A 13,438-nucleotide genomic window follows, 5' to 3' on the forward strand; every position below is an offset into this window, starting at 1 on the left:
GACCAAAGGCCAGCAGGTGCGGCAGATGACTGGTCGCGGCCAGCACTTCATCATGACGCTCGACCTGCATATGCTCGACGTCGGCGCCCAATTCGCGCCACAGACGATCGACCACAGCCAACGCCGCCGGATCGGTTTGCTCAAGCGGCGTGAGGATCACTTTGTGGCGACGGAACAGTTCGGCATTGGAGGCTTCCACCCCGCTCTGCTCGGAGCCGGCAATCGGATGGCCCGGCACGAAACGCGCCGGCATGCCGCCAAACGCCTCGGTCGCCGCGCGCACCACATTGCCTTTGGCGCTACCGACATCGGTCAGAATCGCCGCCCCCAGATCAATACTCGCCAAACGCGCGAGCACTTTTTCCATGGCCAGAATCGGCACCGCCAGCTGAATCACGTCAGCGCCCTGACAGGCCACCACCAGATCATCTTCACAACGATCGACCACACCCAACTCGACCGCCAGCTTGCGCGATTGCGGATCGAGATCGACCCCGACCACTTCGCGGCAGATGCCACTTTCACGCAAGCCCTTGGCAAACGAACCACCGATCAACCCCAGACCGACCACCACAAGGCGCCCGATCATAGGTGCAGCAGATTGCAGTGCAGTGACATCACCCACGAGCCAGAACCTTGCGCAGCACTTCGAGGAAGCGGCTGTTTTCCGCCGGCAGACCAATGGTCACCCGCAGGTGGTTCGGCATGCCGTAGTTGGCCACCGGACGCACGATCACGCCTTCGCGCAGCAAGCCCTGAAATATCGGAGCAGCTACCTGACCGAGATCGACGCAGATGAAGTTGCCTTTGGATTCGATCCAGCTCAGGCCCAACTCACGGAAACCGGCTTGCAGCTGCTGCATACCCGCCTCGTTGAGCTGACGGCTTTGCGCCAGATATTCCTCATCCTTCAACGCCGCACAGGCTGCCGCCAAGGCGAGGCTGTTGACGTTGAATGGCTGGCGAACACGGTTCAGTACATCAGCCACAACCGGGGTCGACAGACCGTAGCCAACACGCAATGCCGCCAGACCATAGGCCTTGGAGAAGGTACGCGAGACCAACAGATTCGGGTAAGCGGCAAGGAAATCCAGTCCGTCCGGCAGATCACTGCCTTCGGCGTACTCAATGTACGCCTCGTCGAGCACCACCAACACGTGCTCCGGAACATCCTGCAGGAACTCGTCCAGCGCTTCTGCGCCGAACCAGGTACCGGTCGGGTTGTTCGGGTTGGCGATAAATACGACGCGGGTATTGCCATCGATGGCCGCGAGCATCGCAGGCAGATCATGCCCCCAATCCTTGGCCGGCACCACTTTGGCCTGAGCACCGACCGCCTGCGTGGCAATCGGATACACCGCAAACGCATGTTCGCTGAAAACAGCGTTCAGGCCCGGCGCCAGATAGGCACGCGCGACCAGCTCAAGAATGTCGTTGGAGCCGTTACCCAGAGTGACCTGGCTCAGCTCGACACGGCATTGCTCGGCCAGCAGGGATTTCAGCGCAAAACCGTTGCCATCCGGGTAACGCGTCAGCTCGGCCAGCTCTTCGCGGATGGCCGCCAAGGCTTTCGGACTGGCGCCTAGCGGGTTTTCGTTGCTCGCCAGTTTGACGATTTTGGCCGGATCCAGGTCCAGCTCGCGCGCCAGTTCGTCCACAGGCTTGCCCGGAACGTACGGCGAAAGTTGTTGCACGCCCGGCTGTGCCAGAGCGAGGAAATTGCCACTCATTTGCTACCGCCCTTAGAGAACTGCTTTCGGGTAGGAACCCAGCACTTTGAGTGCTACTGCTTCCTGACTGATCTTTTCCAGCACACCTTTGATCAACGGATCACGGTGGTGGCCGACGAAGTCGATGAAGAACACGTAGGTCCATTTGCCGCTGCGCGACGGACGGGTTTCGATCCGGGTCAGGTCGATCCCGTTGTCATGGAACGGCACCAGCAGCTCGTGGAGCGCACCCGGCTTGTTGCTCATCGAAACGATGATCGAAGTCTTGTCGTCACCGGTCGGCGGTACTTCCTGATTACCGATCATCAGGAAGCGCGTCGAGTTGTCCGGACGGTCTTCGATCTTCTCGGCCAGACGGGTCAGGCCATACAGACCGGCCGCCATGTCGCCGGCAATCGCCGCTGAGTTCCACTCACCCTTGACCCGCTTGGCCGCTTCGGCGTTGCTCGATACCGCAACGCGCTCGACATTCGGGTAATGCGCGTCCAGCCACTTGCGGCACTGGGCCAGCGACTGCGCGTGGGAATAGATACGGCTGATACTGTCGGTCTTGGTGTTTTCACCAACCAACAGGTGATGGTGAATGCGCAGCTCGACTTCGCCACAGATGACCATGTCGTGCTCGAGGAAGCTGTCCAGCGTGTGGTTGACCGCGCCTTCGGTGGAGTTTTCCACCGGCACCACGCCAAAATTCACCGCACCGGCTGCCACTTCACGGAACACTTCGTCGATCGCCGCCATCGGCTTGCTGATCACCGCGTGACCGAAGTGCTTCATGGCTGCAGCCTGGGTGAAGGTACCTTCAGGACCGAGGTAAGCCACTTTCAGCGGCTGCTCCAGCGCCAGGCACGAGGACATGATTTCGCGGAACAACCGCGCCATCTCTTCGTTGCCCAGCGGTCCCTGATTGCGCTCCATCACACGCTTGAGCACCTGAGCTTCGCGCTCAGGACGATAGAACACCGGCACTTCGCCTTCGGCCAGCGAGGCCATCTTTACTCGCGCGACTTCCTGGGCGCAACGCGCACGCTCACTGATCAGCTCAAGGACTTTGGTGTCCAGAGCGTCAATACGAACGCGCAGTGCCTTGAGTTCTTGCTCGGACATCAGCCGTGTTCCTTCTCGAATTCAGCCATGTACGCCACCAGCGCGTTAACGGCGGTGATGTCGACGGCGTTGTAGATGGAGGCGCGCATGCCGCCCACGGAGCGGTGGCCCTTCAGATTGAGCAAGCCGCGCTCTTCGGCACCGACCAGGAACGGCTTGTCCAGACGATCATCAGCCAGACGGAACGGCACGTTCATCCACGAGCGATCCGACTTGTTGATCGGGTTGCTGTAGAGGCCGCTGGCGTCGATGAAGTCGTACAGCGTGCGCTGTTTGACGTCATTCAGTTTGGCGATCGCTTCGACACCACCCTGCTCTTTCAACCACTGGAACACCAGACCAGACAGGTACCAGGCCAGTGTCGGCGGGGTGTTGTACATCGAGCCGTTATCGGCCGCGACTTTGTAGTCGAGCATCGTCGGGCACAGCGAGCGCGCCTTGCCGAGCAAGTCTTCGCGGATGATGTTGACGACGATACCGCTTGGGCCGATGTTTTTCTGTGCGCCGGCGTAGATCATGCCGAAACGCGAGATGTCGACCGGACGCGAGAGGATGTCCGAAGACATGTCCGCTACCAACGGCACGTCACCGGTTTCGGGGATCCACTGAAACTCCAGACCGCCGATGGTTTCGTTCGGCGCGTAGTGAACGTAAGCGGCGTCTTTCGACAGGTTCCACTCGTTCTGGCCCGGAATGGCGAAATAGTCGTAAGGCTTGGCGGTGGCGGCAACGTTGACGTGGCCGTAGCGCGAGGCTTCTTCGATGGCTTTCTGTGACCAGATACCGGTGTCGATATAGTCGGCCGAGCCGTTTTCCGGCAGCAGGTTCAGTGGAATCTGCGCGAATTGCTGGCTGGCGCCACCTTGCAGAAACAGCACTTTGTAGTTCGACGGGATATTCAGCAGGTCACGCAGATCCTGCTCGGCCTGGGTGGCGATGGACACGAACTCATCACTGCGATGGCTCATTTCCATGACCGACAGACCCTTGCCGTGCCAATCAAGGAGTTCACCCTGGGCACGTTGCAGGACAGCTTCAGGAAGCGCCGCAGGACCGGCGCAGAAGTTATAGGCTCGCTTGCTCACATCCAATCTCGCTCTGATTTGGTGGTATCACATATCAGTCGGCGCTGATTTTATGTGGGAGCGAGCTTGCTCGCTCCCACATGGATCTTCATGGGCGCCGAAATTTCATACCGGACAAATAACAAGGGGGCGAATTCTCATCCGCCCCCTCGTTTGTCCGCTTATTCTTGCGGTTCTTCGTCTGCTGCGGCGTCGAGTTGCTGGTCTTCGGCAGCATCGTCGATCACGACATTGCCTTCGAATTCCTCGCCCTCTTCAYCCTCAAGCTCTTCACCTTCAACTTCCGAAGGCTCCTGAACCCGCTCCAGCCCGACCAGGGTTTCATCCTTGGCCAGCTTGATCAGCGTGACGCCCTGTGTGTTACGACCCAGGCTCGACACTTCGTCGACACGGGTACGCACCAGAGTGCCCTGATCGGAGATCAACATGATTTCTTCACCGTCCTGCACCTGAACCGCGCCGACCAGACGGCCGTTACGCTCGTTGCTGACCATGGCGATAACGCCCTGACCGCCACGCTTGTATTCAGGGAACTCGGTGATCGCCGTACGCTTGCCGTAGCCGCGCTCGGAAGCAGTGAGAATCTCGCTGCCTTCTTCTGGAATCAGCATGGAGATCAGCTTCTGCCCTTCTGGCAGACGCATACCACGCACACCGCGGGCGGTACGGCCCATGGCGCGAACTTCGGATTCCTTGAAGCGAGTCACTTTGCCGCCGTCGGAGAACAGCATGATTTCCTGCTCGCCATCGGTAATGGCGGCGGAGATCAGGATGTCACCTTCGTCCAGCTCCAGTGCGATCAGACCAACRCTGCGCTGACGGCTGAAGGCCACCAGCGGAGTCTTCTTCACGGTACCGTTGGCGGTCGACATGAAGATGAACGGGGCTTTCTTGCGGTCGGCAGCCTTGATGCGAGCACGACGTTCTTCATCGGTCTCGTTGCTGTTTTCGATTTCTTCTACATCAGCCTCGGCGCCTTCGGCTTCTTCTTCATCGGCCTGACGCTTCATGGATTCGAGATCGACCGGCAGCATGGTGGTGATGTATTCACCTTCGCTCAATGGCAGAAGGTTGACCAGCGGACGACCACGGGCGGCGCGGGACGCTTCCGGAATTTCGTAGGTCTTGAGCCAGTAAACCTTGCCTTTGCTGGAGAACAGCAGCAGCGTGGTGTGGCTGTTGGCAACCAGCAGGTGAGCGATGTAGTCCTCATCCTTGACGCCGGTGGCCGACTTGCCTTTACCGCCACGACGCTGAGCCTGGTACGCAGCCAGTGGCTGGGTCTTGGCGTAGCCACCGTGGGAGATGGTCACGACGCGCTCTTCTTCCGGGATCATGTCACCCAGGGTCAGATCGAGACGGGCATCGAGAATCTCGGTGCGACGCTGATCGCCGTATTCGGCGCGGATCACTTCCAGCTCTTCGCGGATCACTTCCATCAGGCGCACGGCGCTGTTGAGGATGCGGATCAGCTCGCCGATCTGGTTGAGAATCTCTTGATACTCGGCCAGCAGTTTTTCGTGTTCCAGACCGGTCAGACGGTGCAGACGCAGTTCCAGAATGGCTTGCGCCTGTTCTGGCGACAGGAAGTACTTGCCTTCACGCAGACCGTATTGCGGATCGAGGTTTTCCGGACGGCACGAATCGGCACCGGCACGCTCAACCATCGCCACCACTGCCGAGGATTCCCACGGTGTGCTGACCAGCGCTTCTTTGGCTTCCGACGGCGTCGGCGAAGCCTTGATCAGGGCGATGACCGGGTCGATGTTCGACAGGGCAACGGCCTGGCCTTCGAGGATATGACCACGCTCGCGCGCCTTGCGCAGTTCGAACACGGTACGGCGGGTGACCACTTCGCGACGGTGACGGACGAAGGCTTCCAGCAGATCCTTGAGGTTAAGGATGCGTGGACGGCCGTCGATCAGCGCAACGATGTTGATGCCGAATACCGATTGCAGCTGGGTCTGGGCGTAGAGGTTGTTGAGGATCACCTCAGGTACTTCGCCGCGACGCAGTTCGATCACGACGCGCATACCGTCCTTGTCGGACTCGTCGCGCAGTTCGGTGATGCCTTCCAGCTTCTTCTCTTTGACCAGCTCGGCGATCTTCTCGATCAGACGCGCCTTGTTCAGTTGGTACGGCAGCTCGGTGATGACGATCTGCTGACGGCCACCGACCTTGTCGATGTCTTCGATGATCGAGCGGGCGCGCATGTAAATACGGCCACGACCGGTACGGTAGGCTTCGATGATGCCGGCGCGACCGTTGATGATCGCGGCGGTCGGGAAGTCCGGACCGGGGATGTATTGCATCAGTTCATCGACGGTCAGCTCAGGGTTGTCGATGAGCGCCAGGCAACCGTCGATGACTTCACCGAGGTTGTGCGGCGGAATGTTGGTCGCCATGCCCACGGCGATACCGCTGGAGCCGTTGACCAGCAGGTTGGGGATACGGGTCGGCATGACCGCCGGGATCATTTCGGTGCCGTCGTAGTTCGGCACCCAATCCACGGTTTCTTTATGCAGGTCAGCCAGCAGCTCGTGCGCCAGCTTGGTCATGCGCACTTCGGTGTATCGCATGGCCGCAGCGTTGTCGCCGTCGACCGAACCGAAGTTGCCCTGACCGTCTACCAGCAGGTAGCGCAGGGAGAAAGGCTGGGCCATACGAACGATGGTGTCGTACACCGCGGTATCACCGTGCGGGTGATACTTACCGATCACGTCGCCGACAACACGGGCAGATTTCTTGTACGGCTTGTTGAAGTCGTTGCCCAGCTCGCTCATCGCGAACAGTACGCGACGGTGCACGGGCTTGAGGCCATCGCGCGCATCCGGCAGTGCACGGCCGACGATCACGCTCATCGCGTAGTCGAGGTAGGACTGTTTCAGCTCGTCTTCGATATTGACCGGGAGGATTTCTTTGGCCAGTTCGCCCATGAGAAGCCTGATTCCTTTTTCTGGTGAAACTTCGTCATATCCATATGGGACCAACGAAGCTCGTCGGGGCAGACCGAGTGCCATGCACCGACTTACGACAAATCAACATTGGATCGCGGATTTGCGCAGTAAAGACAGCCCCGTGGAGCTGCCTCGGAAAACGCCGGATGTTATCACAAGAGCCGCCACGCACCTATCCCCCTGATGCGCATGGAGCATAGTTAGTTGACCGGTGACAGGCTTAACGGGGACGAGAGAGGCTCAGAGCTTCTTTGAATGCAGAATTGGGGCTTGGTTTAGCGATGTTTATTGACATTTATGACCCCTTCGCGAGCAGGCTCGCTCCCACAGGGTTCTGTGGCGCTCACAAAACCTGTGGGAGCGAGCCTGCTCGCGAAGAGGACAACGCAGACATCAAGCCAATCAATGCAGGCGTTTGCGGCACATCAACTGGGCCATTTTCGCGGTATCCGGGCGCTCGACGATGCCTTTTTCGGTGACGATCGCATCGATCAGGTCGGCCGGCGTCACGTCAAATACCGGGTTGAACGCTTCAACGTCCGCGCCGACGCGCTTGCCACCCACTTCGAGCAACTCGGCGCCATCACGCTCCTCGATCGGGATGTCGTCACCGCTGGCCAGATTCATGTCGATGGTCGAACTTGGCGCCACCACCATGAAACGCACGCCGTGGTGCATGGCGTTGACCGCCAGTTGGTAGGTGCCGATCTTGTTGGCCACGTCACCGTTGGCGGTGATGCGGTCCGCACCGACGATCACCCAGGTCACGCCTTTGGTTTTCATGATGTGCGCAGCGGCGGAGTCGGCATTCAGGGTGACCGGAATGCCTTCGTTGGCCAGTTCCCAAGCGGTCAGGCGCGAACCCTGCAGCCACGGACGGGTTTCATCGGCATAAACGCGCTCGACCATGCCTTCCAGATAAGCCGCGCGAATCACCCCCAGCGCCGTACCGAACCCGCCGGTAGCCAGCGCACCGGTGTTGCAGTGAGTCAGAATCGCCTGCGCATTGCCCTGGTGCTTGCGGATCAGGTCAACGCCGAGCTGGGCCATGGTCAGGTTGGCTTCGCGGTCGCTTTCATGAATGGCAATGGCTTCGGCTTCCAGCGCCGCCAACGGGTCGGCGTTGCCTTTCAGACGATCCAGTCGATCGTGCATCCGGCCCAACGCCCAGAACAGATTGACTGCGGTCGGACGAGAATCGGCCAGCAAGGCGAAATCTTCTTCCAGCGCCGCAGCCCAGTCGCCACCTTCGGTCAGACGGGCACGGGCCGCCAGCACAATGCCATAGGCTGCGCTGATGCCGATGGCCGGCGCACCGCGCACCACCATCGAACGAATCGCCTCGGCCACGCCGGCGGCGCTGGTGTAGGCAATCCAGGTTTCCTCGAACGGCAAAATACGCTGATCCAGCAGGTGGAGCGCGCCATCTCGCCAATCGATGGCCTTTACTTTCTCCGCAGCCAACAGTCGATCGCGCATCCCTCACCCCGTACTCATGAACAAAAGCCGCCGATTATAGCGATCCCCCCGCGAAGACGCTCGGGTATACTTCGCCATCCTTTACAAAAGCACTGGAACCGCCCCTCGATGCCGAAACCTGCCATTGCGCTCGACTTATTATTGCTGCCGACCTGGCTGGTACCCGTCGAACCTGCAGGCGTTGTGCTCAAGGAGCACGGCCTGGGCATTCGCGACGGTCGCATCGTGTTTATCGGCCCGCGCGCCGAAGCATTGAAGTGTAACGCCACAGAAACCCGGGAATTGCCGGATGTGCTGCTCGCCCCCGGCCTGATCAACGCGCACGGTCACGCGGCGATGACGCTGTTTCGTGGCCTGGCCGATGATTTGCCGCTGATGACCTGGCTGGAAAATCACATCTGGCCGGCCGAGGCCAAGTGGGTCGATGAAGATTTCGTTCGCGATGGGACTGATTTGGCTATCGCCGAGCAGATCAAGGGCGGCATCACCTGTTTCTCGGACATGTATTTCTACCCGAAAGTCGCCAGCGAGCGCGTGCACAACAGCGGCATTCGCGCGCAGATCGCCATTCCAATCCTTGATTTCCCGATTCCGGGCGCCAGCAGCGCCGATGAAGCCATTCGTCAGGGCGTCGAGTTGTTCGGCGATCTCAAGCACCATGAACGGATCAAGATCACCTTCGGCCCCCATGCACCGTACACCGTCGGTGACGAAAACCTCGAGAAAATCCGCGTGATTGCCGAGGAGCTGGACGCCTCGATCCATATGCACGTGCACGAAACCGCTTTCGAAGTTCAGCAAGCGCTGGAGCAGCGCGGCGAACGTCCGCTCGCGCGCCTCGGCCGTCTCGGCCTGCTCGGCCCGCGCTTCCAGGCCGTGCACATGACCCAGATCAGCGATGACGACCTGGCGTTACTGGTAGAAAGCAACACCAGCGTGATCCACTGCCCGGAATCGAACCTGAAACTCGCCAGCGGCTTCTGCCCGGTCGAGCGTTTGTGGCAGGCTGGCGTCAACGTGGCCGTTGGCACCGATGGCGCCGCCAGCAATAACGATCTGGATCTGCTCGGCGAAACCCGTACCGCTGCGCTGCTGGCCAAAGCCGTCGCCGGTTCCGCCACCGCACTCGACGCCCATCGAGCGCTGCGCATGGCCACACTCAACGGCGCGCGCGCACTGGGGATCGAGGCGCAAGTCGGCTCGCTGGAAATTGGCAAAGCTGCCGACATCGTCGCTTTCGACCTGTCCGGCCTGGCCCAGCAACCGGTATATGACCCGGTCTCGCAGCTTATATATGCCACCGGTCGCGATTGCGTGAAACACCTGTGGGTCGCCGGCAAGCAACTGCTCGACGACCGCCGCCTGACGCGCATGGACGAAGAGCAACTGGGCGCCACCGCCCGGACCTGGGGCCAGCGCATCAGCGGCCACACCGAATCGTAAACACCTTGGCGCAAACGCCAGGGCTACAGCACTTTTAAAGTTTTAGAGGATTAAACATGAGCAACGTCGACCACGCTGAAATCGCCAAATTCGAAGCCTTGGCCCATCGCTGGTGGGACCGCGAAAGCGAGTTCAAACCACTGCACGACATCAACCCGCTGCGGGTCAACTGGATTGACGAGCGGGTCAATCTGGCCGGCAAGAAAGTCCTCGACGTCGGTTGCGGCGGCGGCATCCTCAGCGAAGCCATGGCGCAACGCGGTGCCACGGTGATGGGCATCGACATGGGCGAAGCGCCGCTGGCGGTCGCGCAACTGCATCAACTGGAATCCGGCGTCAGCGTTGAGTACCGCCAGATCACCGCCGAAGCCCTGGCCGAAGAAATGCCGGAGCAGTTTGACGTGGTCACGTGCCTGGAAATGCTCGAGCACGTGCCGGATCCGTCGTCAGTGATCCGCGCCTGCTTCCGCATGGTCAAGCCGGGCGGTCAGGTGTTCTTCTCGACCATCAACCGCAACCCGAAGGCCTACCTGTTCGCCATCATCGGCGCTGAATACATCATGAAGCTGCTGCCGCGCGGCACCCACGATTTCAAGAAATTCATCCGCCCGTCCGAGCTGGGTGCCTGGAGCCGCATGGCCGGCCTGACCGTCAAAGACATCATCGGCCTGACCTACAACCCGCTGACCAAGCACTACAAACTGGCCAGCGACGTTGACGTCAACTACATGATCCAGACCCTGCGCGAGGAGTAAGCCGATGGCGATCAGAGCAGTTCTTTTCGACATGGACGGCACCCTGCTCGACACGGCGCCGGACTTCATCGCCATCTGCCAGGCCATGCGTGCAGATCGCGGCTTGCCGCCGATCAACGACAAGCACATCCGCGACGAGATTTCCGGTGGCGCCAAAGCCATGGTCGCGGTGACGTTTTCGATGGACCCGGAATCGCCGGGCTTCGAAGAACTGCGTCTGGAGTTCCTTGAGCGCTATCTGGTTGGCTGCGCCGTGCACAGCAAACTGTTTGACGGCATGGGTGAACTGCTGGCCGATATCGAAAAGGCCAAGCTGATCTGGGGCGTGGTCACCAACAAGCCACTGCGCTTTGCCGAGCCGATCATGCAGCAACTGGGATTGGCTGAGCGTTCGGCGCTGCTGATCTGCCCGGATCACGTGAAGAACAGCAAGCCGGATCCGGAGCCATTGATCCTCGCGTGCAAGATGCTTGATCTGGATCCGGCGACGGTGCTGTTTGTCGGCGATGATCTGCGTGATATCGAATCGGGGCGCGATGCCGGTACGAAAACGGCAGCGGTGACGTTCGGCTACATCCACCCGGACGACAACCCGCGGCATTGGGGGGCGGACGTGGTGGTGGATCATCCGTCGGAGCTGCGCAAGGTGCTCGATAGCGCGCTTTGCAGTTGCTGAGACCTGACGCAGAGCGTCATTGGCTGCATTCCCACGCAGAGCGTGGGAACGATCTGACTTGATGAGGTTTTTATGTTTGATTATTCCGCTCGCCCCGAATTGCTCAAGGATCGGGTCATTCTGGTCACCGGTGCCGGTCGCGGGATCGGCGCGGCAGCCGCAAAAACCTACGCCGCCCATGGCGCTACGGTATTGCTGCTGGGCAAAACCGAAGCGAACCTGACGCAGGTGTATGACGAGATCGAGGCTGCCGGGCATCCGCAACCCGCCGTGATTCCGTTCAATCTCGAAACCGCCCTGCCCCATCAGTACGATGAGCTGGCCGCGATGATCGAGACCGAGTTCGGCCACCTCGACGGCCTGCTGCACAACGCTTCGATCATCGGCCCGCGCACGCCGATCGAACAGTTGTCCGGTGAAAACTTCATGCGCGTCATGCAAGTCAACGTCAACGCCATGTTCATGCTGACCAGCACCCTGCTGCCRCTGCTCAAGCTGTCGCAGGATGCCTCGGTGGTGTTCACCTCCAGCAGCGTCGGGCGCAAGGGCCGTGCGTACTGGGGCGCTTATGGCGTATCGAAGTTCGCCACCGAAGGCTTGATGCAAACCCTGGCCGATGAAGTCGACGGTGTCGCGCCGGTACGCTCCAACAGCATCAACCCGGGCGGCACGCGCACCAGCATGCGCGCCCAGGCGTATCCGGGGGAAAACCCGCTGAACAACCCGACACCGGAAGAAATCATGCCGGTCTACCTGTACCTGATGGGCCCGGACAGCACCGGCATCAATGGCCAGGCCTTCAACGCGCAATAACTGCCATACGTCGCTTTTGTTGCCGCGGCAGATTCCTGTCGCGGCATGCATTTGCCGCTGGCGACTGTCATATTTCAGTCAATTTTCCACCGCACCCCTCCCCCTTGATCAGCCAACTTATTGATTCCAAACGGTTTAAATAAAACCGAACCGAATGGCACGACTTTCGCTCTAAACTTCCTCAAAGCATGCCGTGTGAAGGCAGTGGGGCAAGGCCGAATTCGATAGCTGACTAATCGTCTTCAGGCAGACTAAACTTACGCCAAATGTCCTACGGGACTGATGGATCAGTATGACGCGCAGCCCATAGCCGCTCTCACCCAGCCTGTAAGACAGACTTACTGCTTTAGGGGCTCACGCCATATGAAATCACCCTCCCAGACCAACGCAATTGACTTTGACAGTGCCAAATTGCAACGCCTGGGCTTTGGTCAGCTGCCTCCCCTTCTGGAGCGACCGGCCAGTCTTGCGCAATTGCGCCAGCAAATGAGCCTGCAACTGCAAACCAGCCTCGAACCGCAACGCATCCTCGGTCTGTTTTTCCGCGAAGTTCAGCGTCTCGTGCCCCTGGACGCGCTTAGCTACGTGCATCAGGGCAGTGACCTGCGTCTGGAGTTCGGTGCCCGCGGCCACCACTCGATCAGCTATACCCTGAGCCACGAAGGCGAGCATATGGGCGAACTGGTGTTCCGTCGCAATCAGCGCTTCAACGACAAGGAACAAGGTCAGCTGGAGTCGTTACTGTCATCCTTGCTGTACCCGATGCGCAACGCGCTGCTTTATCGCGAGGCGACTCAGAGTGCCCTGCGCGATCCGCTGACCGGCGCCGGTAACCGCATCGCCATGGAGCAAACCCTGCAGCGGGAGATCGATATGTCTCGCCGACATCAACAACCGTTGTCGCTGCTGATGCTCGATATCGACCACTTCAAACGGGTCAACGACAGCCATGGCCACAGCGCCGGCGATGACGTGCTTAAAGCCATCGCCGCGACAATCAAGGCGCAACTGCGCAACGTCGACATGGTGTTCCGTTACGGTGGTGAGGAGTTTCTGGTGCTGCTGTCCAATACCAGCCGGGAAGCGGCAGCGATGGTCGGCGAACGACTGCGCTATGCGACGCAGGCGGCCGAATACTATGCCGATGGGCAGTTGATTGAATTGACGGTGAGCCTGGGATGTTCGACGTTGTTGCCGGGCGAATCGGCTGACAGCTTGCTGCGCCGCGCTGACAGTGCGTTGTATGTGGCCAAGCGTGAAGGTCGCAACCGCCTGGCGATGGCGGGCTAAGCCTTTCAGGCAACACAAAACAGTGTGGGAGCGAGCTTGCTCGCGAAAGCGGTGAATCAGTCAACGCAGTGCTGACTGACATGACCCCTTCGCGAGCAGGCTC

The 13,438-nt window shown here is 60.0% G+C and carries 11 protein-coding genes; 5 read left to right on the top strand and 6 right to left on the bottom strand.

All coding sequences use genetic code 11. From position 1 onward, the window contains the following. The 6 genes from AC1DVF_RS09185 to mtnA form a co-directional block, all read right to left on the bottom strand. Positions 1-589, bottom strand: a 589-nt coding sequence (locus AC1DVF_RS09185) for a prephenate dehydrogenase/arogenate dehydrogenase family protein (protein WP_477782386.1), incomplete at its 3' end; no start/stop codon positions are given. Between the two features lie 28 nt (positions 590-617). After that, positions 618-1,730: a histidinol-phosphate transaminase gene (gene hisC, locus AC1DVF_RS09190; RefSeq protein WP_477782355.1), complete on the bottom strand. Its 1,113-nt coding sequence runs from the start codon at positions 1,728-1,730 to the stop codon at positions 618-620. A 12-nt stretch (positions 1,731-1,742) separates the two neighbouring features. After that, positions 1,743-2,837, bottom strand: coding sequence for a prephenate dehydratase (pheA, locus tag AC1DVF_RS09195; protein ID WP_016770924.1), 1,095 nt, complete (start codon positions 2,835-2,837; stop codon positions 1,743-1,745). Then, entirely contained in the window at positions 2,837-3,922 is a 1,086-nt protein-coding gene (gene serC, locus AC1DVF_RS09200) for a 3-phosphoserine/phosphohydroxythreonine transaminase (protein ID WP_194934042.1), read from the bottom strand. The genes pheA and serC overlap by 1 nt, the downstream gene beginning before the upstream one ends. Positions 3,923-4,083: 161 nt before the next feature. Next, positions 4,084-6,858, bottom strand: coding sequence for a DNA gyrase subunit A (gene gyrA, locus AC1DVF_RS09205; RefSeq protein ID WP_477782356.1), 2,775 nt, complete (start codon positions 6,856-6,858; stop codon positions 4,084-4,086). A gap of 423 nt (positions 6,859-7,281) precedes the next feature. After that, positions 7,282-8,358 (bottom strand): S-methyl-5-thioribose-1-phosphate isomerase, encoded by a 1,077-nt coding sequence (gene mtnA, locus AC1DVF_RS09210; protein ID WP_093435305.1) that lies wholly within the window; start codon positions 8,356-8,358, stop codon positions 7,282-7,284. A 108-nt stretch (positions 8,359-8,466) separates the two neighbouring features. On the opposite strand from mtnA, the gene AC1DVF_RS09215 reads away from it, so the two are divergent. The 5 genes from AC1DVF_RS09215 to AC1DVF_RS09235 all read left to right on the top strand — a co-directional run bounded on the left by AC1DVF_RS09215 (position 8,467) and on the right by AC1DVF_RS09235 (position 13,335). Beyond that, the gene (locus AC1DVF_RS09215; RefSeq protein WP_093435307.1) at positions 8,467-9,801 is read left to right on the top strand and encodes a TRZ/ATZ family hydrolase; all 1,335 of its coding nucleotides are present in this window, start codon (positions 8,467-8,469) and stop codon (positions 9,799-9,801) included. 56 nt (positions 9,802-9,857) lie between these two features. Beyond that, on the top strand, positions 9,858-10,556 hold the full coding sequence (gene ubiG, locus AC1DVF_RS09220) for a bifunctional 2-polyprenyl-6-hydroxyphenol methylase/3-demethylubiquinol 3-O-methyltransferase UbiG (RefSeq protein ID WP_093435309.1): 699 nt from the start codon (positions 9,858-9,860) through the stop codon (positions 10,554-10,556). A 4-nt stretch (positions 10,557-10,560) separates the two neighbouring features. Further along, entirely contained in the window at positions 10,561-11,232 is a 672-nt protein-coding gene (gene mupP, locus AC1DVF_RS09225) for an N-acetylmuramic acid 6-phosphate phosphatase MupP (RefSeq protein WP_093435311.1), read from the top strand. Positions 11,233-11,304: 72 nt separating this feature from the next. After that, positions 11,305-12,045, top strand: coding sequence for a YciK family oxidoreductase (locus AC1DVF_RS09230; protein ID WP_025113079.1), 741 nt, complete (start codon positions 11,305-11,307; stop codon positions 12,043-12,045). A gap of 363 nt (positions 12,046-12,408) precedes the next feature. After that, positions 12,409-13,335, top strand: coding sequence for a GGDEF domain-containing protein (locus AC1DVF_RS09235; RefSeq protein WP_460091852.1), 927 nt, complete (start codon positions 12,409-12,411; stop codon positions 13,333-13,335). Positions 13,336-13,438: the final 103 nt, after the last annotated feature.

The sequence above is a fragment of the Pseudomonas sp. P4_D7 genome (assembly GCF_056401755.1).